Consider the following 20,616-nt stretch of genomic DNA (forward strand, 5'->3'; position numbering starts at 1 on the left):
GGACGATGAATAAGTTGATAAAAGCCTGCTGTTGTAGCTTGCGTTGTACTCTTCGCGTACGTTGGGGGCGCAGCAAGCGATAGCGTAAGTAACGAATTTTGTGCGCGGCTTTACCCAGCAGATATAAGCCCAAGTCGCCACTAGCAATACCTACAAAAATTGCCATCAACGCAACAGTCGTCGGCATTACCTGTTCTACTGCCAAGGTTGCAGCGGTGACAATTGCTAGGTCTTCCAATAGGTAAGAAAGCAGTACGATTCCAACAAACAGCATCGATAGAGATACTCCGCCTTTCAACAGCCAGGCTTCTATTGTTGCCGCTAAATCCATACTCAATCGCCCTAAATTGACCTGTTCAAATTGCACGCTTTGTTCGTCGCGCTTACCTGTGCTGATGTCGAGGTTGCCCAATCAATAGATCAAACCAAACTCATACACCGCTTTGATAAAGATAGGATCAACCACAGGAAAATTTCACTGACCATCTATTTTTAACCTTAATGGCTCATTTGGTGTTGACAGAAATTATGAACCAAACTAAATTATGAGCCATTACATTAAATGAACCAATCCCGAACATCATGGCAAACTATATCTACACGCGCTTTTCGCCAAAGAACCGAGCATATCCTGAGCACCTTGCTCGGCTCGAGAACGAAGCGAGTGACAGTGAGCACTTACAAGATAAGGTTAGAGGTAACGTGCCTCCGCTAGAGCGTGCTGCTTTTAAACAGCTTGTCGACAAACTTCAACCCGGCGATACGGTCTACATATGGTGGCTAACAGTCTTCGGACGTGATTTTTCCCAAGCAAAAGCCGCGCTGGAGTTACTTCTGGAAAAAGGTGTGATTGTTAGAGCACTCTGCGAAGAGATCACGCTAAAAAGCAACTGTCCACAGACCAAGGCTATCCTCAGCTTGCTGTCAGGCTATGCAAAAGTGCAGATTCAACACCGACTGTTTGCCGCCGAGCTTGGACGTGAAGAACTGAAAGGTGACCCGCTGCGATGGAAAGAGAAGTTTCGTGGCCGACCAGCCGATAAGCAGCGACATCAGCAAATTAAAGCCCTGCTACTTGAAGGTAAAACGATGCAAAGTGTCGCCACCGAGTGCGACGTCAGCCTATCGACCGTCAAGCGGGTTAAAGCCAAACTCAACAAGCTCGACCAAGAGGGTTGCCTGCGCCGACGAGGGCATAACAGTGATACGACTGGTGAGATTGAATGAGCAAACCTATCCAATTTAGAACCATTCTACTGGCGTGTTTGATCATCAGTATTGGTCAGCTCAGTATGGGCTTGGTTTTCCCATCGCTCCCTTGGATCGCAAAAGACTTTGCTATCTCTCTCGATCAAGCTCAGCTCTTAGTCAGTGTGTACTTACTAGGCTTTGGACCCTCACAGTTTATTTACGGTCCGATCTCTGATGCGTTAGGTCGCAAGAAAGTTCTTCTCACTGGTTTGCTCATCGCGCTACTGGGGCTGTTACTGATCATTTGGCAAAGTGACTCATTTCAAGGCATGGTTTTAGGCCGATTTTTACAAGGCTTAGGCACTGGATGCTGCGCCGTTTTAGCACGCGCATCCACACGCGATAGATACAATGGCGCGCAATTACCCGTCGCTCTTTCTTACATCGCAATGGCCGCGTCGATCACCCCACTCGTTGCCCCTGTTATCGGTGGTTTTATTAACTACCATTTCGGCTGGACCATGGTGTTCGTATCGCTACTAGGTTACGTATCTCTAGCCTGGATACTGCTGGCGTTTCGATTTGATGAAACCGTCCCCGCTACCAGCAAAATCCCGTCTGCAAAACAGATGCTAGGGCAATATAAACAGCTGCTCACCTCTCGTTACTTTATGAGCTTTGCCAGCATTGGTTGGCTTAATTTCAGCTTGATGATTACTACCGTATCGGTAATGCCATTTATTATGCAAAACCAAATTGGCATGACATCTGACGAATACGCATTATGGGCGATTATTCCTGCCCTCGGCATGATTCTCGGTACCAGCATCTGTAATCGAGTTAGGCCAATCATTGGCAGCAAAAAGCTTCTTATTGTAACGCCTCTGTTGCACTTAACTTCGGCACTCTGGTTATTCTTATGCCCTCTTGAGCCTCTCTACTTGATGCTTGGACAGTTACTGATGATTCTTGGCAACGGTATTGCGCTCCCTTGTGCTCAAGCTATGGTGATGCAGCCGTACAAAAAACAAGCAGGTGCCGCTGCTGCCATGTCTGGAGGTGGACAAATGATAGTGTCATCTATTGTCAGTATGGGTCTGGTACAGTTCGGTCTTAGTCAGGCTTGGCATCTGTCCATCGTGATCGTTATTTTCGCGATGATTACCCTTAGCAATATCTTGCGTGGTTTTAACTCAGTACACGCCATGGAGCAACAAGGATCTCGTATCAGCACATGAAGTCACTCTCTCTATCTCAAGCACAAAAGCTCGCATTGCACGCTCAAGGATTACCATCATCCACAGCAAAAGGTAACGCCTATAGCAAAACGCTCAACACCTTCGAGCAACTCGGCTATGTGCAGATAGATACGATTTCTGTGGTGCAGCGCGCTCATCACCATACTTTATGGAGTCGCAATTCAAGCTATCAGCCTAAGCACCTCGATCAGTTAGTCGCTGATCATAAAGTCTTTAAGTACTGGTCTCACGCTGCCGCTTATCTCCCTATGAGCAACTATCGCTATACCTTGCCAAGGAAAGCTGCAATCAAATCTGGCACTCAGAAACATTGGTACGGCAATGATCGTCAATTGATGAACAATGTTCTTAAGCGGATTGAAGCTGAAGGGCCATTAATGGCAAAAGACTTTGATTCCAAAGCGCATAAAACCGATGGATGGAATACCAAACCCACCAAGCAAGCATTAGAGAACCTCTATATGCAAGGTGACCTAATGATTTCCGAGCGACGCGGATTTCACAAAGTGTACGATCTTACATCGCGGGTATTACCCAGCGGCATAGATATTTCAATGCCTACACCTCAAGAGCACGCTCAGTTCCTGGTAATGAACTATCTTAAAGCACACAGCTTCGGCACTGTGCCTGAAATGACCTATCTGCTTAAAGATGTAAAATCGCACGTAACACAGGCTATCGATGAACTTTTGCAGATGGGTGAGATTGAGCGGATTAAAATTGGTGAGTTGGAGTGTGTGGTCGACAGTAAAGCACTCAGTTTGCTGAGCAAACGCATCAACCGAAAGCGAGCCAAGATACTCTCTCCATTCGATAACCTACTGATCCAAAGAAAGCGCGCTAACACAGTGTTCAACTTTGACTACCTCATCGAATGCTATGTGCCGCAAGCAAAGAGACAATTTGGCTACTTCTGTTTACCGATTCTGTGGGATGGAAGATTGGTTGCGCGAGCAGACTGCAAAGTAGATAAGCGCAGCTCAACACTCAATGTCCTACACCTTTTTACCGAGCAGTCACTGAAAAACAGAGACGCTTTCTTAACCGCACTCGAACAAGAGCTTCAAGCCTTTGCTAAGTTCAACCAATGCGAACATTTCGCCATCTTGAAGCTCTCTGAAAACTGCTAGTCTATCCTTCTAAGCTCAAAAGATAGTAAGCGCTCACAGTCAAATTAACGAATTTACTTAACCCAAGCGTAAGGCTTGAACATTTCGTCTACCGGTGTTTTCGCAACGCGGTTAACGTAGTTGCTGATCACCTTCTGTGAAAGGCCAAGAATCACTTCAAGAACTTGTTTTTGGCCGTAGCCCGCTGAGTAAAACGCTGCTAACTCCTGCTCTGACACGTTACCACGATTACGAGTGACGCTCAGAGTAAAGTCATGCAGTGCTTGCAGCTTCTCAGTCGGCATTGCTGAACCCGTTCTCAAAGCTTCAGTCAGTGCTGGATCAACCTTCATTGAACTCGCAATAGCGGTATGAGCAGGGACACAATAGTGACATTCGTGCTCTACGTTAATGGTCTGCCAAACAACAGTCAGTTCTTCTGCATCAAATGATGAATTCGCGAAGTGTTGATGCAGTTGAGTGTAACCAGTCAGAATTTCTGGAGACTCAGCCATCACCGAAAACAGACCCGGAATCGCACCCATCTGCTTTTGTGCGCCCTCTAAAATTGCTTTGCTTGCTTCTGGTGCGGTTTCAACGGTGTGTTTAGTAAAGTCGCTCATAATCTAGTTCCTATCAGTTTTCCTTGAAGTACGCTCGTTGCGTTTCGCTTAACATTTAATCTAGATTATTTTGAACGACCGTTCAAGATCTAATTTGAACATTTGTTCAAATTAGATCTTAAGATGCTGAGTATGCTCATTTAACACTTAGCTTTTGCTACGATTTCGTCCCCAATATGTCTAGTAGGTGCGGTAACTACCCCTTTACCCGAGCAATATCCGTCCCTATAATTTGAACTATCGTTCAATATAATTTCGAGTGTTAGTGTGGGTAAAACAGCCAAATTTGATCGCCAGCAAGTCGTAGAAAAAGCAACAAACTTGTACTGGGAAAAAGGTTTCCACGGCACGTCTATGAGAAACCTCCAAGACGTTATAGATATGAGACCTGGCAGTATCTACGCAGCATTTGGCAGTAAAGACGGGCTGTTTCAAGAGGCGCTGACTAGCTATACCAACAACGCAGCTGCCCACCTGCTTAATTGCCGCGAAGCAACAGATACGCCCCTCAATGCCTTAAAACTATTCGTCAAACAAGTGGTCATCGAATCTCAGTCCAAAGATCCAAGCGGGATGTGTATGTTGACTAAAACCGTTGCTGAGCTAACGCATGAACATGAAGAGCTACTCGCACACGCAAAAGCATGCTTCAAGCGGGTTGAATCCGAGTTCGCTAAGTATATTTGTGAGGCTCAACAAGTTGGCGAAGTTGATGCTGACAAAGATCCACAACGCTTAGCTCAATATATTCAGATCCAAATATCTGGACTGAGAACCTATGCAAAAGCCAATGACGGTCATGTGCCTCTCGATGAGCTCATCGAAGATATGTTCAACCACCACCCGTTTTAAGCCATTAGCACCTTTGGAATCATCTATGTCATCTGCAAACTCTGTTATCGTTCTCGACTTCGAAACCACCGGCCTATCCCCTAATATGGGTGATAGAGCCATTGAAATCGGTGCAGTAAAACTCGTCAACGGTGAAGTAGTCGATACCTTTCAGCAATTAATGAACCCTGGTTTTAGAGTCAGTTCATTTATTGAGGGCTATACAGGTATCACCAACACAATGCTAGTTGATGCACCAAGCTGTGAAGAAGTCATGGCTGAGTTCTGTGACTTTATCGGTGATGACAATCTAGTGGCGCACAATGCTTCATTCGATAAGCGCTTCTTGGATGGCGAGTTGGAGCGGATTGGACGCAGTTATCATGGCCAATTCGCCTGCTCTCTTTTGGTTTCTCGTCGTCTGAATCAACAAGCACCAAGCCACAAACTTGGAGATTTAGTCAGATTCAAAAACATCGACAACGATGGTGTGTTTCACCGCGCGTTAGCTGATTCAGAAATGACGGCTAAACTCTGGCTGATCATGATTGACGAAATGGAGCAGCAAGGCATCCACCAGCCGTCATTCGACCTCATGCAGAAGATCAGTAAAACCAGCAAGAGTGCGGTTGGGAAGTTACTTAGTCAGTACAGATAAGCCTATGAGTGATAACGAGCTACTAAAGAAAATTGCTAGCTTTACATCGATTGAGCAAGCGTTGGATTACTTTGAGATTGGCTACGACAGTAAGTTTATCGATGAGCATAGAACCGAATTGGTCAAACGATTTAATGGCTACTTAATTCTTGAAAAACCAGACGACTGGTTTTCTGGTAGGCGCGCTCTGAAAAATGCATACTGCAAGGTTCAGAGAGGCCGTTTAGATAAACACACCCGCTCAGCCTGTCGCGGGTGTACTTCATGCCAAAGACGCTAACTACAGCTCTTCGTTTTGACCTACATCCTCATCGCCAAGCATAGAGGAAAACTTAATTTCAAACTGATTGAAGCTGAAAAAGCTTGGGCCATGAGAGCGCTTGGTGGTAACCTTTTCCTCACCAAACTGCACCGTCACGTGACTATAAACCTTGTTCTTGGCCGTAATTTTAGTCTCCGCTAAAGCGACTTCAAGCTCTTGCTCATGAGTATCGCGAGCATTTTTGACCTTCTCTAGGTGAGCGTTTGCAATGGCTTTTTCTGATTCAAGATTCTCTTCCTGCTCAGGCATTCGCTCAGACTTTGGAATCTTCTTAAACTCCAACTCTTTGCGCACCATCGCCATGGTCGCCTCTTGAGCTTGGGTATACTGCTCTTTCAATTTTGTTTGACGATCTTTAAAGGTTTGAAAGCGAGCAAATGCATGCACATGGGTAGGTGTATCACCTTCTACGCCTAAGTTCACACAGGTGACGTTCTCACCAACCTTCGCTCGACCACCACTGAGGGTGCCTTGCTTCTCACTAGAGTCACACACCACTAGATTATGCCCACAGCGCACTTCACTGTTCATACAATAAACGGCCAAGTGAATGTCATTCGCCGCTTGTAGTTCACTAAACTGAGCATAGTTGGCAGTGATTGTGCCACCAGATTTAACCACGCAACTTCTCTCTTCGTCCTCAGAAACGTTGTGACCAAGGATGCCTTTTGCCACATTGATATCACCTTGAGCTTGAACATTCGCAGATTCAATAAACCCACCCACCGTCAATGAGCCTGTCGTTCTAACCACCATATCAGATTCAATGTTACCTAAAACAACCACGTTACCTTTAAACTTAACATGACCGGTAGAGACACCGATCGTCGGTAAGCAGATCGCATCTTCAACTTCTGCGCCTTTATCTTTCAGCACTGGCATACCCGGCATTGCCGCCAACAGAATATTTGGATCATCAGGAGAAATTTTAGTGCCCTTACCCGCTTTGAGAACAGCGTCTTTACCAGGCTTAGGTGGAATAGATTTACCTTGAACAGTGATACCAGGCTTACCTTTGGTTGCGGGGACACGCTTAATCAGTGGGTCATTCTCTGCAACAGAAATGGTTTCCCCCAAATTAAGCATATCCACTTTACCGCTGCTGTCAGTCGCTTTAGGTGCCAGAATCTGTTTGGTAGGATCTTCTACCATAGGAACAAATTTGGCGTCTGAACCTTGGACCGGGTCTTTGCCCTTAGCTACCGCTTGGGTATAGGTTTCACCAGGCTTAAGTTGATGGCTCATGATCAGCACTTTTTTCAATGCTAGCTTATTAATACCTTTGGTGACATGAGCCTTGGCTAAGGCATGGACAATCTGGGGGCCTTTGAGAGGTGAGCCTTTGTGTGCCCCTGTTACGACCATACTTGCCAGCATATCATGCTCAGAAATAACAACCTCAACACTGGCATCGCGCACTTCCGCGATAGTGATTCCGACATAGGCTTCGCTTTTCATCTCTTTAGCAAGAGTGATAAACCGAGACACCTCACCTTCAAGCACGAACAGTTGATCTGCACAGATCTCCGACAACGCTTCGTCGAGCCCTCGAGTATCAAAATTGTTGTCTACGGTAATGTTCGGTGACAACTTTGCAATCACCTGATCCTTGCCTTCCGAAAAAGCGACAAACTTATTCCACATGCCTTCAGCCCTATGTACATCCAAACTCAATTTTATCTAAGTTATTGAACTAAATGTATCAAATGTGTGACAAATTAAGGGCTACATCACTGTAAGAAAATTCTTCGAATGTAAATATTTATGTCGACTTTCTAGTTCGAGCTCGGAAAATGATGAGTAGCCTCCAATGAGTACACTGCAATAACCCGACAACCGTGCTTGGAATATTCCAATGAATCACACAATTCCGAAGCAAGAATAATGCCTCTGCCATGAGTTAGCTCTCTATCAACAGAGCCATAAGCCTTTTGATAGTCGAAGCCCTCACCGTTATGCTCCACTTCAAACGTAACTTTGCGCTGTACGGGATCATAATCCACACCAAGTTCAACCCATACACTGTCATCTAGTTGTTTAATCTTCTCTTCACGCATTTGATAGAAAAGAAAGAAGCCATCCGGTTGCTCTTTTATTGCGGAGTCCAACTTAAGTAAACCGTGTTCTATCGCGTTGGCAAACAGTTCAGATAACACAGAGCAAACCAGATCGAGATGAGCGCCACTATTCAGCACGCCAGCTAAAAATTTCCGCACTTCAGTCATAACGCTGACTTCACGTAAAACACTACCATCAAGGCGCAACTTTGAACGGGAAGGCACTCGATTGAATAATTCAGGTGCTTTGGGAACATCTTGCGTATTGCCATTTAGAATAGGAAACTTCATCGTTAGGATTGAAAGATCATCCCCTACCGACTTGCCAGCGAACTGACGAACAGATTCATACAATACAGGAATCACCGCTTGATCACCGCCAAAGGAGGCTTCTAAGCGATCTTGGCCAAACTGTTCGCCATTGTCATCCATTGCCTCTATCACTCCATCGGTGTAACAGACAATTTGCTGATCAGGCTCTAGCCTGAAGTGCATGATACTCGACTCAAACTCATGCGGTTTCAGCACGCCAAGAGGCATGTGTGTGGAAGTGAGTCTGCGTACAACCTTGCCATCACTATCGATCAGGTATCCATCAGGAAGCCCGCCTCCCCACCACGACACTTCAAAGCCATTGGCTCGCACCTCAAAAATGCTCGCAGCAAGCATCATTCCCATAGGTAAAAAGCGAACCAACACATCATTAATTTCATTGGCAATTTCACCAAGAGATAACCCTTTTGCTGCCATAGAGAAGAAAGCACGAGTTGCAGGTATTGCTGAGATGGCTGCTGGCAAGCCGTGCCCTGTGGCATCCGCAATCATGACGTACACACCACCATGAGGACGATTAGCGACAACGATCAAGTCGCCGTTAAACACAGTGGATGGTGTAGAGAGATAATTAATGCCATAGATGTTTTTCACCTGAGAACTCATCTCGTGCATTAAATTTGAGAAGATCGACTCCGCTATCGCATAGTCATAACGCACCTGTTCATGAAAATGACGCAGCTCATCTCGCTGCTCTTTCACTTCATTGTGCATTCTAACTATGCGGCAATGAGCCTGAACTTTGGCAATTAATACGCTGCGCTCAACTGGCTTTAAAATAAAATCATCACCTACGGTTAAGCAACGCTCAAACGAGACACAATCATCAAGAACTGTTAGGAATATGATCGGGATATGTGCATCCGAAAACTCATGCTTTATCTCTTGTGCGGTAGTGAAACCATCCTTAATAGGCATCATGACATCGAGGAGTATCACATCTGGCAAGTTTTCCATCTTTTTCATTGCGTCGACCACCCCTTCACCATTTTCAAATGTCGTTACGGTGTCGACGATATGATTGAGCATGAAGCGGCACAACTCACGATTGGTCGCATGGTCATCAACGATCATTACATGCATAACAGACCTCCAAAGCTCTACTCAATAGAAAACTTTTTATCAAAGCGAGAAATCGTTAGGATTTTTCTAACTTGAGGCAAGGTATTAGTGATCTGAATGGCACCATCGTCTTGACCCAGATAATTGTGCATGTTGAGCAACATCCCGAGTCCAGCACTATCTATGTAATCAACCTTGCGCAGATCGATGGTAAAGCGAAACTCTTGCCGATCGTTGTAGCAACGGCGAAACTCTTGCACCAGATTAAAGCCAAACGCCCCCTCAATCATGATCGTGATATGTTTGGATGCGGAATCAATCACTGTTTCTACTGTCATACTAGCCCCTTTTTGCCTTTAGGCACATTGTCAGAACAACTCTACTTCACCCTCTTCGATACTCTCTTGCGAGGCTGCGGGCGCGCTTCGATTCTCAATTTGGCTTCTCAGATCTTTTACTCCCTCAGAAAAGCTATGCTGATCAATCTCTTTGTTTGCCCACTTTTCGCAAAGGTCGATAAAAACCTGTAAATAGTCGACCGATTGTTTAGCGTAGTCACCTTGTTGAACAATGATGTCTGCAAATTGCAGCGCTCGAATGCCATTATCGACTTGAGTGTGAAGACGATCACCACTCGCACGAATTTTCTGCACTTCATGGTCTACCGACTGGTTGACTTGTTGGACATTACGTAGCATTTCATCAACTTTTTCTTTTGATTCAATCGCTTCCGTCATATCAATCGAGGCCATCTCACCAACCGTTTTGTTGGCTTGTTTCACAGTTTGCTGGGCAACATTAATCTCTGCTTCAATTTTGTCATTGAGCCCTTTCGCTTTCACAGACAGATCTCGTACCTCTTGAGCCACAACAGCAAAACCTCGCCCAGCTTCTCCTGCTCGTGCCGCTTCGATAGCAGCATTGAGAGCGAGTAGGTTGGTTTGCTCTGATAACCCTCGCACCTGAGCTAACAACTTAAATACCGTATCTAGCTTGTCTGACATATCATGGATGCTGTGTACTGCCGAAATGCTGCGCTCTGATACACTAACTAAGGTATCGACAAATTGGCGAATGATGGCCTCGGTTTTAGGCAGCACTTGGCTAATGTCACTGTTTTGGTCACGATTACCCAATAAATTCTCAACCAGATCTGTGGTGATTTGATTCTGCTGTTCAGCAAGTTTTTGCAACTCAAAGTAGCTCTCATTTAATGTCTCAACGGATTCATCAACCACGCTGCGCTGGTGGTCAAGCGGATCAACAAGCTGCCTAGAAAGCACATTGAGCATAGGCGGAACATGATCAAGAGAAGGTTGCCCCGAACTAAGCGGGTCGCTGGGTTGCACATTTTTATTGTTAGAATTACTCGTGTTCTTAGGGATAACAAACCACGGAATCGCTGCGGCAAGGATAGTTAGGGCGACATTAATCATCGACGTCGACAAACTCATAGCGACACCTAACAATGTCACTTGTAAGCCCACGGCAATGACATATCGGACTCTAATACTGCTTTGTTGTGCTTTCATCATTCTTCCTTGAAGTCTGGTACCATTTCGTTACGAATCCACCGATAAGTACTGGCATATCTGCCTTGGAATTTTGCTTAGATCGAGAACCGACAAAGCCGCATTCAACTCAACCGCCACTCGAGGCATGCCCCAAACCACAGAAGAGGCCTCATTTTGAGCTATGGTTTGCGCACCTGCCTCTTTCATCCGGAGCAAGCCTTGTGCGCCATCTTTTCCCATTCCAGTCAGGATCACTCCGATTGCATGGCGGCCAACCGTTTCAGCCACCGCATCAAACATCACATCCACTGAAGGCTTATGCAAGTTCACCGCGTCTCTATCATCGAGCTCACAATACAAATGGTTATTACGACGCACTACCACCAAGTGCTTATCTCCTGGCGCTACATATGCACAAGCATTAACCAGAGGCGCTCGACTGGCACTAAGCTCCTGAACATTAATTTTGCTGTTCTGATTGAGTCTCGCGGCAAAGGAGGCAGAAAACATCGCACTAATATGCTGACTAATAATGATTGGTGGTAAACCAGAGGGTAAAGCAGACAACACCTGATTAACGGCTTCAGTACCCCCAGTAGAAGCACCAATTGCAATCAGTTCTACTTGGTGATTTCCTTTTGGTACCAATACAGGTTCAGCCGTTGCAGTCGCCGTTTGGCGAGCAACATTCGCACCTGCCGCCATTTTGATTTTCTCGTTCACCAGCAGCTTGTAGTTGACCATCTCAGCGGTATTTTCAACCGCGGGCTTGGGAAAGTAGTCCACCGCACCAAGCTCTAATGCTGCTAGCGTTGCTTCTGCACCATGCTGGGTCAGCGTTGAGATCATCACCACTGGCATTGGACGAAGACGCATCAAATTCTTTAAAAACTGAACGCCATTCATTTTCGGCATTTCAATATCGAGAGTAATCACATCCGGGTTGTGCTGTTTTATTAACTCGCGCGCTTCGAATGGGTCCTCTGCCATGGCAACCACTTGTAGTTCAGGGTCTGAATTAATCAGCTCAGACAACAAAGCTCTAAAAACCGGAGAGTCGTCAACAATGAGTACTTTTATCTTCTTCATTAGAAAAGCTCCACATCATCGTCATGAGGGCGATGAGTCTCTCTATCCAACTGATTGGCGTACTTCTCTTCTTGGTGCTGTAAGTTATGCACTTCATTAAATGGGATTCGCTTCAACCACGCTTTACCGCTGATAGGGTCAAACAACACTTTTCTAGGTTCCAAGCCACCGAGGTCCTGAGCTACAACCCTGAGCCCTTCCAGCTCGACGTAATTCAAGATAAAGGCAATGTTCTTCTCACCAACCATGCTATTTCTGCCTAGCATTTGCGCACCGCCAAACAACTTCACTCGCAGTGCAGATCGTCGCGCTCCCCTTTCAATTAATCCATTGCACAACATCTCCATTGCATAGCTGCCATAACGAGACGCGGTTGATACCAATTCGTCTGGTTGCCATGATTTCAGCTGTGTCTTGTTGTCAAACGGCAACAAGAAGTGATTCATCCCACCCACGGCCACTTCTTCATCCCACATGCAGGCGGCGATGCAAGAGCCTAGTCCTGTTGCGATAATTTCATCCTCTTCCTGGCTACAGTAAAGCCCGCCAGGGAAAACCTTCACTATATGCTTGTTCTTTAAAGGATGATAAAAACGGTCAAAGTGACTATTTTGGTATTTCGGTGTTTCTACTCTTACCCAGCTCATCGTCGATGCCTATTTCTTTACGTAAATGGTGTGCCCCAGATGGTGGAAAATATCTCTATCCGTTGGCATTCCTTCTGAATGACCAATAAAAAGCACCCCATTGGGTTTCAACTGCTGATGAAAACGTTGAATAAGTTTCTCTTGGGTGTTTCGATCAAAGTAGATCATCACGTTACGGCAGCAAATAAGGTCGAACTTTTCTGCAAATGACCAATCGTCTAACAAGTTCAAACGCTCAAAATGAATACGTTGTTGTAAACCCGCCTTACATTTAATTTTTCCTTGATGCTGACCAACTCCTTTAACAAAGCACGGCTTTAAATACTTCTTAGGAATACTAGATAGTGATTCATCGCTATAGATCCCTTCTTTAGCATGTGCAAGAACCGTGGTATCGAGATCTGTTGCTGTAATGTTCACATCATCAAAAAGCGACAGTGCATTCGCCCAGTGCAGTGAAGCAATTAAGCTATACGGCTCTTCTCCGGTTGAGCACCCTGCCGACCAAACCTTTAGCTTTTTCAGTCCCTGCTGACGCCACTCTTGTATCAAGACTTTCTCGATAAACTCGAAGTGGTGATACTCTCGGAAAAACTGGGTCTTATTGGTCGTTAGGCAGTTAATGAACTTCATCTGCTCAACGTGGTCTTGCTTGATAATCGCCTGGTATTCTTTAAAGCGCTCAAGGCCAAGACGTCTAAGCTCACGACTCACCCGCCCATAAACCATGGCTTTCTTTCGATCCGAAAAGAAGATGCCAACGTTTTTGTGCATAAACCACTGAATAAACTTGAAATCTTTATCAGTCAGTTCAAATTCTCTCGTCTCAGACATCTGATTCTCAGTATGCGCTAAAATTCTTCCCATTCGTCTCCGTCCTCTTCAAGCTTGAAGCTAGAATTGGCGACCTTAGGTTTTCGAATATCTCTGACGTTAGTCTCGACACTAGTTTGTACCGAAGGTTGTGAGTCAAACGTTGCCACGTTGCTGTCGGTCGCAAAGAAGTTCATTAGGTGCAGTAACTCTTTACCTTCGTTCTTAAGTGACTGACTTGCCGCAGACGTTTGTTCAACCAAAGATGCATTTTGCTGGGTCATTTCGTCCATGGTGCTAATTGCACGGTTAATCTCATCGATACCCGTTGACTGCTCAACACTCGACGACGCGATTTGAGCAATCAGCTCAGTCACTTTTTGTACCGCTTCAACAATTTCATTTAGCGTGTCACCAGACTCATCAACTAAGCGTGAGCCTTCATCAACTTTCTCAACGCTGTCTTTAATCAAGCCTTTAATCTCTTTGGCAGCTGCGGCACTGCGTTGTGCCAAGTTACGAACCTCACCTGCAACCACAGCAAAACCTCGACCTTGCTCCCCAGCTCGTGCAGCCTCAACAGCCGCGTTAAGCGCAAGTAAGTTAGTTTGGAAGGCGATTTCATCAATCACGCCAATAATGTCGGCAATCTTCTTACTCGCGGTATTAATTTCGGCCATGGCAGAGACAGCGTGCCCAACTACTTGACCACCTTTACTTGCTTTCTTCGCTGCGTCATCGGATAGCTCGTTCGCCCCTTTAGCGTTGTCAGCATTCTGGCGAACTGTCGCGGTCATCTGCTCCATACTTGCAGCGGTTTCTTCAAGATTCGACGCTTGAGCCTCAACACGTTGGCTCAAGTCATTGTTACCTTCAGCAATTTCTGTCGAGGCGGTCGCCACACGCGCTGAAGACTGGGTAATTTTATCGACCATGTTTCTCAGATTAAGAATCGAGGTGTTTACGGCATTGGATAAGCGGGCAAATTCACCGGTGTTGTCTTCAGGCATCGTAGTATTGAGGTTGCCGTCCGCGACCTGGCTCATGACATCGATACACTGACCAATTGGCGCGACCATAGTGTCGAGCAAATTATTAATGCCGTCACCAAGCTCTTTCATAAAGCCGTTGTATACGCTGGTATCAATGCGTTCCTCCAAATCACCAGCAATGGCTTTTTGAATCAGCGATTCCACCTGACGCTGACCGTCTTGCTGCTCAGTAATATCAACCCACTGCAACGCGGGCCCAATGTAGTTGCCTTCCCCATCGCGCATCGCGATACAGGTTAAGTTGAACTCAAGCCCACCCACTGCAATATTAGAAGAGAACGGAAGACGGTCAGGATTGGCAATAATGTTACGCTGGTGACTTGGGTTATTATGGAAAACGTCAATGTTCTTGCCAACAAGATTGCTAGCATCAAATCCGGTTAAGACTTTCTTAAGATCACTTTCTCGACTGCTTAACAGGGTTTGCAGTGCCGGGTTGAGGTAAGTAATGATGCCATCCTTATCCGCCATCATTAGGTTGGTTGTCATGCCAGAAACGGCAGAAGCAAGCCGCCCTATCTCTTCTTCTTTGGCGCGCTCTTCAGTGACATCACGCCACTCTAGTGTATTGCCAATATAGTTTCCTTGCGCATCATTAATCGCAGCAACATTGAGCTCAATCTTGATATCCGCAATGCTGATATCAGTGCTATAAGGCAGATTACTTGGGTCAGCGAGCAGTTGGCGTTGGTGAGCAGGGTTACGGTGGAACTCGTCAATACAACGCCCCATTAACCACTCTTCACTAGCAGTGAATCCTGACCATACAGAACGCATTGTCGCCTCATGTTTTTTAAAGAGGCTGATGGTCTCTTGGTTGGCATAGGTGATTTGAAGATCTCTATCAATCATTACCATCGCCGTTTGCGCTTGATCGACTGCCGCTTTGAGGCGTGATATTTCGTTATTCTGTTTAATGCTCTCTGTGACGTCAGACCATTCTAGGGTGTTCCCCACATAGTTACCCTCGGCATCTATGATTGCACCGACATTGAGTTCAATCAGTACATCTTTAACGTTGATGGTTGTGCTATAAGGCAGATTTGCGGGATTGGAGAGCAACTGGCGCTGGTGGCTGGGATTGGCATGGAATAGGTCGATACAGTAACCCAGTAAAAACTCTTCCGTCGCTTGGAAGTTCGGCCAAACTGACTGAAACAACGTTTCATGAGTTTTAAGCAGATCAACCGACTTCTGATTGACATAAGTGATCTTAAAGTCTCGATCTATCATCATCAATGCGGTTTGCGCTGCGTTCAAGGCGGAGAACAACTGCTCTTTCGTTATGCCTTGTTCCTGCTCGAACTCTTCAGTTAATGTATCTTGTGTCGGTGCTTCAAATTGAACTGAAGGCGTTGTTTTCCTATTCCAAAATGCCATGAGTTTTCCCTCACTGGTTGCTTCTGACGTGTCTCACCAAACGAATAACGTTATCTATATCTGCATTAAACCCAACTCTCTTCCTCTTGGATGGGAGTAGGGAGCGCTGCAATATCAAACAGCGCTTCCAAATGAATCAAAATTAGGTGTCCATTGGCGACCGATGCAATGCCACGCACGTAGCTATGATCGACATTGCTCGATACATGTGGTGACGGCTTAATCTGCTCTTCAGTCAGTGGATATACCTCTGATACACCGTCAACGATGATGCCAAGCGGATGCTTGTGGGAGTCGTTCAATACAATCACCACGGTTGTTGCGCTGATCTCTGCCGGAGACAACCCAAAGCGCATGCGCAGATCAACGATCGGGACATATTCCCCACGAATCTCGAGCACACCTTTCATGTATTCTGGAGAGTTCGGCACCTGTCGCACCTCGTTCCAGCCACGCACCTCTCTAACATCCAAGATTGGCACACCGTACTCTTCATCCTCGAGAACAAAGCTGAGAAACTCTTGCGTCATGATCATTGTTCAGCCCTTAATATTCTGTCGATATTTAGCAGCTCTTCCGTATCGAGCAGCGACATGACATGATCACCAACATTAATCAGCCCTTGTAGATAAGGCGTAACTGTGGAGTCCCCAACAGTGGGATAGAGCTCGTTGTTTCCTCTGCTCACCACATCGCTAACCGCATCCACAACCAGCCCCATTAAGCGCTCTTGGTCCTGGTCGTTACAACGCAATACGATAACCACAGTTGTTGGTCGATAATCGTTAATACCGATAGAAAAGCGTAACCTCAGGTCGATCACTGGCACTATCATGCCGCGTAGATTTATCACTCCGCGAACAAAATCAGGCGCCCTTGGAATGGGGGTTGGTCGCTCCCATACGCGTATCTCTTCAACGTCTTTGATCTCTACCCCATACAGTTCGTGGGCGAGCTTGAAGCTGAGAAAGTCAGCACTCTCACTGACTTCACCGCTGACGTTTTCAAACAGCATCTCAGCTTGAGCTTCAATACTCTGTTTGGAAGAATCTGATACGCTGCGAATATCTACAATGTCATTGGTCATTGTTCTCTCCGCCTCCTACGCTGCGATGCCTTTATGAGGACTCTCAGGCGCCCGGTTTAAAAAGTGAGTAATCAAACCCTGAATATCTAAAATCAGTGACACAGAACCATCACCTAAAATCGTCGCACCGGAAATACCTGCCACCTTGGTGTAGTTCGACTCTAAGCTCTTTATCACCACTTGCTGTTGATCAAGTAACTCGTCCAGCAATAATCCAACTCGATTCCCCGCAGCCTCAACAAAACACAAAATACCGCTATCGAGACCTTCACTCTTACCCATTTCCAACTCATCTTGCAGGCGTAGAATCGGAATGTTTTCTTCGCGCAGTCGATATAACTCAACACCTCCGGAGGCCAGTTTTATGCACTCAGGATCAATTTGAATCGATTCAACAATAGTTAGCAGCGGAATGACATACACCTCTCCCGCCACGCGTACTAGCTGACCGTCGAGAATGGCCAAGGTGAGAGGTAAGTTAATAGTAAAGCAGCTCCCTTTGCCGAGCTCGGACTCCACTTCAATGTGGCCGCCAAGCTCTTCGATGTTACGTCTGACGACATCCATACCGACACCGCGCCCTGATATATCAGACACCTCTTCGGCAGTGGAGAAACCTGGGGCGAAAATCAAATTCATGATCTGTTTGTCGCCAAACTCTTCGCGGCGCGAATCTTGAGACAACACACCCTTCTCGATCGCCTTGTTCCACAGCTTGTCGCAGTCAAGGCCCGCACCATCGTCTTTTATTTCGATGACGATGGCTCCGCCTTGATGATAGGCATTGAGCTCAATAGTCCCGACCTCACTCTTACCTGACTCTACACGCTGCTGAGGCTGCTCAATTCCATGGTCGATACCATTGCGAACTAAATGCACGAGTGGATCAACAATGCGCTCAAGAACCGTTTTATCTAGCTCGGTTTGCTCACCGACAATGCGCAGTTCGACCTGTTTATCTAAGCGGCCAGACAAATCGCGAACCAAGCGAGGGAAACGGCTAAATGCAAAGCTCATCGGCAGCATACGAATGTTAAGCACATTCTCTTGTAAGTCTTTACTGTTTTGCAGCAGTTGATCTAAGCCCGCTTTCAACTTCTCTAGCTTATCCATGGTGAAGTCGTTGCCAATCTCAGTCAGCATCGACTGGGTAATAACGAGTTCACCGACCAAATTGATCAAGCTATCCACCTTGTCGATATCAACGCGAATGGAACTGACGCTCGACTCAGATTTAGCCACCTTGGTTGCTTTACTTACGGTCTCTTTTTCATTCTCTGGGTCAGCAGCAGGTGCCGCGTTGGCTGATTGTTCTGTCGCTGGTGGCTCTGCGTCTAACTCAATGCTGCTGGTTTGCTTCTGCCCAGACTTGATCTCTAAATCACATTCATCTTCGACCCATTCAAACACCTCTTGAATCAGAGCCTTTTCAACACTGCTATCTAACGTCGCTTTCCACGCCAGAAAGCACAGCTCTGCTTCAATGGCATTAACGTCAGGTAGCTGTTGAGTATCCACCTCAATCAAACAGGAAGGATCTAAATCTTTAAGCTCTCGCAAGATACGCAGAGGATCATTGCCGCTAAAGAAAATTTCGGGATGAGGCGAAAATGTCACCTCCCAAGCTTGGTTTTGCAAAGGTTGTTGCTCTGCACTTGCCAGCGGCTGTTCGCTTTCGCTAGCCTGTTCTCCAAGAAGTAGTGCTAGCTGTTTCCCGACAGACTCTTTCAACTCAAGGTTGACTTCACTACCCTGCTCATGGCCTTCAAGCATGCTGTGAATACAGTCCCCACTCTTGAGAAGTAGATCGATGGTTTCAGATGTGAGGGCACGTTCGTGATTGCGAACTAAATCGAGATAGGCTTCGACATTATGAGTAAACTCACTGATATCGAGTAAATTAAATGTCCCCGCACCGCCCTTAATCGAATGAGCAGCTCGAAAGATAGTATTGATCGACTCATCTTCTATATGAGCGGGGTCCAAATTTAGTAGAACATCTTCAAGTACTTCAAGATTTTCACGACACTCCTCGTAAAACATCTTGCGTAGCTGTTCCATGTCTAATGCCATATTGTCGCCTCACCAAGTGACGTTGCTGTGAGAATAAGCTGCTAGATTACGCGTTTTAGTGTTTTTAGAAGCGTATCTGGATTAAAGGGTTTCACTAGCCAGCCAGTTGCTCCAACAGATTTTCCCTGCTGTTTTTTATCAGTACTGGTCTCGGTGGTTAGCATCAGAATCGGAATAAACTTGTACTGTGGTTTTTCGCGCAATGCTTTGACCAACTCAAAGCCACCCATATTTGGCATATTGACGTCGGATATCACCACATCAAACTTAGCAGTGTTTACTTTGCTCAATGCATCTCGTCCATCATTGGCGGTTTCTACGTCATAACCCGCATCACGCAAAGTATGACTCACCATTTGGCGAATAGAGACGGAATCATCCACGGCGAGAATTTTCGTCATATTACTGTTCTCCGGCTTCAGTATTGATATCAAACTGTAGATTCAGACCAAGCGTATTGATGCCTTCAAGCAAAGCTTGAGTCGGTTGCATCAATTGAATGTCTACGTCATTGGATTTGGCAGAAAGGAATAATGAAGTGAGGGCTTGTAAACCAGCAGCATCAACTCGTCCTACATGAGACGCGTCAATGTTGAGCGGTTCGTTGGTCGCGAGCCATGTTTGGTATTGAGAAGCAGAGTCAAGCACAGTCGAAATTTCTAACGACTCAGGCAATAAACAATCCATGTTTTACCCTTAACTTATTTATTATTTTTCCTAGCCATATTAAGCAAGATGCTTAATACCAGCGTAGGAAGGATTCACTAATCCGCAAGTTAGGTATATTGGGGAACTGGAAAATTAGAATGTTGGGAGGTGGAGCGTCTAGCGGGATTGTCTTTTTTTTTAATAGATTAGTTAGGATTGTTTAGAGAAGATGAAAACTTAACTTTTGTTCTATTCAGCTTGAATATGCCGCCCCACCTCACTGATTTACAGTGTAAAAGAACAGGTTCATTTACACTGTAAACTGATATCACCGTAGAACTATTTACAGTGTAAACAGGAGGGGGCGAATACTAGCTTTCTAGCAATAGTTGATGTAGTTGCTGCTTAAATGCAAGTTCGACCTGTTTTTGCCCAGTATAACCAAACTCTACTTGGCATCTATGCCAACTCCACCTTTGAATGACTTTACGTATAAACAACTCGCTCGCCTGTTCTACTCGATGAGGAGTACTCTTCCACCAATTATCAATAAATGGAATCACGGCTTCATAGCTAGAACCACCGCAACAGTAATTCATCAATAGGCCTCTAGCGCCCGTATCTTCAACGGAAGCATTAGTATTTACTAGCAAACTACGGAGAAGTTCAGTTTCAATCTCACTGTGCAGTTCACTAACTGAATAATGAAGTGAAAATGCAAAGTGCAGGTTCGCTGACTTAAGCCAACTAGACCTACCATTGGCCATGACAATTGAGTATGTACCGCTAGCTTGATCTCGTTGGCTGCCAAGCTTAATCGGCGTAAATCCGCAGCTGTTCCAAAACTGGATCAACTCTTCTGTGGCAC

At 45.8% G+C, this 20,616-nt stretch carries 20 protein-coding genes and 2 pseudogenes; 6 read left to right on the plus strand and 16 right to left on the minus strand.

What is annotated here, in order from left to right; translation table 11 throughout:
• Positions 1 to 331, minus strand: a pseudogene (locus QTO00_RS02845) (DedA family protein); the annotation flags it as partial.
• Positions 332 to 582: 251 nt separating this feature from the next.
• Between QTO00_RS02845 and QTO00_RS02850 the strand changes: the two are divergent.
• The 3 genes from QTO00_RS02850 to QTO00_RS02860 are packed head-to-tail and all read left to right on the plus strand — an operon-like array spanning position 583 to position 3,580.
• A complete protein-coding gene (locus tag QTO00_RS02850; protein ID WP_331422824.1) occupies positions 583 to 1,227 on the plus strand; it encodes a recombinase family protein in 645 nt (214 codons plus the stop codon).
• Complete coding sequence (locus tag QTO00_RS02855) at positions 1,224 to 2,429, plus strand: multidrug effflux MFS transporter (protein ID WP_331422825.1); 1,206 nt, start codon at positions 1,224 to 1,226, stop codon at positions 2,427 to 2,429. Before QTO00_RS02850 ends, QTO00_RS02855 begins: the two co-directional genes overlap by 4 nt.
• Positions 2,426 to 3,580 carry a winged helix-turn-helix domain-containing protein gene (locus QTO00_RS02860; protein WP_331422826.1) on the plus strand — a complete coding sequence of 385 codons (1,155 nt, stop codon included), beginning with the start codon at positions 2,426 to 2,428 and terminating at the stop codon, positions 3,578 to 3,580. Before QTO00_RS02855 ends, QTO00_RS02860 begins: the two co-directional genes overlap by 4 nt.
• A 53-nt stretch (positions 3,581 to 3,633) precedes the next feature.
• On the opposite strand, the gene QTO00_RS02865 is transcribed toward QTO00_RS02860, so the two are convergent.
• Complete coding sequence (locus QTO00_RS02865; protein WP_331422828.1) at positions 3,634 to 4,182, minus strand: carboxymuconolactone decarboxylase family protein; 549 nt, start codon at positions 4,180 to 4,182, stop codon at positions 3,634 to 3,636.
• A 267-nt stretch (positions 4,183 to 4,449) separates the two neighbouring features.
• Between QTO00_RS02865 and QTO00_RS02870 the strand changes: the two genes are divergently transcribed.
• Genes QTO00_RS02870 through QTO00_RS02880 form a run of 3 tightly spaced genes read left to right on the plus strand, consistent with a single transcriptional unit; the run spans position 4,450 to position 5,951 of the window.
• The gene (locus QTO00_RS02870) at positions 4,450 to 5,034 is read left to right on the plus strand and encodes a TetR/AcrR family transcriptional regulator (protein WP_331422829.1); all 585 of its coding nucleotides are present in this window, start codon (positions 4,450 to 4,452) and stop codon (positions 5,032 to 5,034) included.
• Between the two features lie 25 nt (positions 5,035 to 5,059).
• A complete protein-coding gene (locus QTO00_RS02875; protein ID WP_331422830.1) occupies positions 5,060 to 5,671 on the plus strand; it encodes a 3'-5' exonuclease in 612 nt (203 codons plus the stop codon).
• Positions 5,672 to 5,675: 4 nt separating this feature from the next.
• Positions 5,676 to 5,951 carry a nitrogenase-stabilizing/protective protein NifW gene (locus QTO00_RS02880; RefSeq protein WP_331422831.1) on the plus strand — a complete coding sequence of 92 codons (276 nt, stop codon included), beginning with the start codon at positions 5,676 to 5,678 and terminating at the stop codon, positions 5,949 to 5,951.
• On the opposite strand, the gene QTO00_RS02885 is transcribed toward QTO00_RS02880, so the two are convergent.
• From QTO00_RS02885 to QTO00_RS02950, 14 genes and pseudogenes are all read right to left on the minus strand, one after another.
• The gene (locus QTO00_RS02885; RefSeq protein ID WP_331422832.1) at positions 5,952 to 7,637 is read right to left on the minus strand and encodes a DUF342 domain-containing protein; all 1,686 of its coding nucleotides are present in this window, start codon (positions 7,635 to 7,637) and stop codon (positions 5,952 to 5,954) included.
• A 131-nt stretch (positions 7,638 to 7,768) separates the two neighbouring features.
• Entirely contained in the window at positions 7,769 to 9,466 is a 1,698-nt protein-coding gene (locus tag QTO00_RS02890; RefSeq protein ID WP_331422833.1) for a fused response regulator/phosphatase, read from the minus strand.
• A 17-nt stretch (positions 9,467 to 9,483) separates the two neighbouring features.
• The gene (locus tag QTO00_RS02895; protein WP_038202150.1) at positions 9,484 to 9,783 is read right to left on the minus strand and encodes an STAS domain-containing protein; all 300 of its coding nucleotides are present in this window, start codon (positions 9,781 to 9,783) and stop codon (positions 9,484 to 9,486) included.
• A gap of 30 nt (positions 9,784 to 9,813) precedes the next feature.
• Positions 9,814 to 10,980, minus strand: coding sequence for a methyl-accepting chemotaxis protein (locus QTO00_RS02900; protein ID WP_443088890.1), 1,167 nt, complete (start codon positions 10,978 to 10,980; stop codon positions 9,814 to 9,816).
• A 27-nt stretch (positions 10,981 to 11,007) separates the two neighbouring features.
• Positions 11,008 to 12,048 carry a protein-glutamate methylesterase/protein-glutamine glutaminase gene (locus QTO00_RS02905; protein ID WP_331422835.1) on the minus strand — a complete coding sequence of 347 codons (1,041 nt, stop codon included), beginning with the start codon at positions 12,046 to 12,048 and terminating at the stop codon, positions 11,008 to 11,010.
• Positions 12,048 to 12,695 (minus strand): chemotaxis protein CheD, encoded by a 648-nt coding sequence (locus tag QTO00_RS02910; RefSeq protein ID WP_331422836.1) that lies wholly within the window; start codon positions 12,693 to 12,695, stop codon positions 12,048 to 12,050. The genes QTO00_RS02905 and QTO00_RS02910 overlap by 1 nt, the downstream gene beginning before the upstream one ends.
• Before the next feature lie 9 nt (positions 12,696 to 12,704).
• Positions 12,705 to 13,562, minus strand: a complete 858-nt coding sequence (locus tag QTO00_RS02915) for a CheR family methyltransferase (RefSeq protein ID WP_331422837.1) — start codon at positions 13,560 to 13,562, stop codon at positions 12,705 to 12,707.
• Positions 13,547 to 15,940 (minus strand): aerotaxis transducer Aer2, encoded by a 2,394-nt coding sequence (gene aer2 / locus QTO00_RS02920; protein ID WP_331422838.1) that lies wholly within the window; start codon positions 15,938 to 15,940, stop codon positions 13,547 to 13,549. The genes QTO00_RS02915 and aer2 overlap by 16 nt, the downstream gene beginning before the upstream one ends.
• 65 nt (positions 15,941 to 16,005) lie before the next feature.
• On the minus strand, positions 16,006 to 16,476 hold the full coding sequence (locus QTO00_RS02925; RefSeq protein WP_331422839.1) for a chemotaxis protein CheW: 471 nt from the start codon (positions 16,474 to 16,476) through the stop codon (positions 16,006 to 16,008).
• A complete protein-coding gene (locus QTO00_RS02930) occupies positions 16,473 to 17,027 on the minus strand; it encodes a chemotaxis protein CheW (RefSeq protein WP_443088891.1) in 555 nt (184 codons plus the stop codon). Before QTO00_RS02930 ends, QTO00_RS02925 begins: the two co-directional genes overlap by 4 nt.
• A gap of 15 nt (positions 17,028 to 17,042) precedes the next feature.
• Positions 17,043 to 19,100: a chemotaxis protein CheA gene (locus QTO00_RS02935; protein WP_331422840.1), complete on the minus strand. Its 2,058-nt coding sequence runs from the start codon at positions 19,098 to 19,100 to the stop codon at positions 17,043 to 17,045.
• A gap of 41 nt (positions 19,101 to 19,141) precedes the next feature.
• A complete protein-coding gene (locus QTO00_RS02940) occupies positions 19,142 to 19,501 on the minus strand; it encodes a response regulator (RefSeq protein ID WP_331422841.1) in 360 nt (119 codons plus the stop codon).
• A gap of 1 nt (position 19,502) precedes the next feature.
• Complete coding sequence (locus QTO00_RS02945; protein WP_331422842.1) at positions 19,503 to 19,787, minus strand: STAS domain-containing protein; 285 nt, start codon at positions 19,785 to 19,787, stop codon at positions 19,503 to 19,505.
• 332 nt (positions 19,788 to 20,119) lie between these two features.
• Positions 20,120 to 20,616: pseudogene (locus QTO00_RS02950) on the minus strand (tRNA(Met) cytidine acetyltransferase); the annotation flags it as partial.

The sequence above is a fragment of the Vibrio sp. M260118 genome (genome assembly GCF_036533755.1).
GTDB lineage: Bacteria > Pseudomonadota > Gammaproteobacteria > Enterobacterales > Vibrionaceae > Vibrio.

Coding starts and splice junctions, on each gene's coding strand:
- QTO00_RS02850 (WP_331422824.1), top strand. CDS start 583: ATGGCAAACTATATCTACACGCGCTTTTCGCCAAAGAACCGAGCATAT.
- QTO00_RS02855 (WP_331422825.1), top strand. CDS start 1,224: ATGAGCAAACCTATCCAATTTAGAACCATTCTACTGGCGTGTTTGATC.
- QTO00_RS02860 (WP_331422826.1), top strand. CDS start 2,426: ATGAAGTCACTCTCTCTATCTCAAGCACAAAAGCTCGCATTGCACGCT.
- QTO00_RS02865 (WP_331422828.1), bottom strand. CDS start 4,182: ATGAGCGACTTTACTAAACACACCGTTGAAACCGCACCAGAAGCAAGC.
- QTO00_RS02875 (WP_331422830.1), top strand. CDS start 5,060: ATGTCATCTGCAAACTCTGTTATCGTTCTCGACTTCGAAACCACCGGC.
- QTO00_RS02880 (WP_331422831.1), top strand. CDS start 5,676: ATGAGTGATAACGAGCTACTAAAGAAAATTGCTAGCTTTACATCGATT.
- QTO00_RS02885 (WP_331422832.1), bottom strand. CDS start 7,637: ATGTGGAATAAGTTTGTCGCTTTTTCGGAAGGCAAGGATCAGGTGATT.
- QTO00_RS02890 (WP_331422833.1), bottom strand. CDS start 9,466: ATGCATGTAATGATCGTTGATGACCATGCGACCAATCGTGAGTTGTGC.
- QTO00_RS02895 (WP_038202150.1), bottom strand. CDS start 9,783: ATGACAGTAGAAACAGTGATTGATTCCGCATCCAAACATATCACGATC.
- QTO00_RS02900 (WP_443088890.1), bottom strand. CDS start 10,980: ATGATGAAAGCACAACAAAGCAGTATTAGAGTCCGATATGTCATTGCC.
- QTO00_RS02905 (WP_331422835.1), bottom strand. CDS start 12,048: ATGAAGAAGATAAAAGTACTCATTGTTGACGACTCTCCGGTTTTTAGA.
- QTO00_RS02910 (WP_331422836.1), bottom strand. CDS start 12,695: ATGAGCTGGGTAAGAGTAGAAACACCGAAATACCAAAATAGTCACTTT.
- QTO00_RS02915 (WP_331422837.1), bottom strand. CDS start 13,562: ATGGGAAGAATTTTAGCGCATACTGAGAATCAGATGTCTGAGACGAGA.
- aer2 (WP_331422838.1), bottom strand. CDS start 15,940: ATGGCATTTTGGAATAGGAAAACAACGCCTTCAGTTCAATTTGAAGCA.
- QTO00_RS02925 (WP_331422839.1), bottom strand. CDS start 16,476: ATGATCATGACGCAAGAGTTTCTCAGCTTTGTTCTCGAGGATGAAGAG.
- QTO00_RS02930 (WP_443088891.1), bottom strand. CDS start 17,027: ATGACCAATGACATTGTAGATATTCGCAGCGTATCAGATTCTTCCAAA.
- QTO00_RS02935 (WP_331422840.1), bottom strand. CDS start 19,100: ATGGCATTAGACATGGAACAGCTACGCAAGATGTTTTACGAGGAGTGT.
- QTO00_RS02940 (WP_331422841.1), bottom strand. CDS start 19,501: ATGACGAAAATTCTCGCCGTGGATGATTCCGTCTCTATTCGCCAAATG.
- QTO00_RS02945 (WP_331422842.1), bottom strand. CDS start 19,787: ATGGATTGTTTATTGCCTGAGTCGTTAGAAATTTCGACTGTGCTTGAC.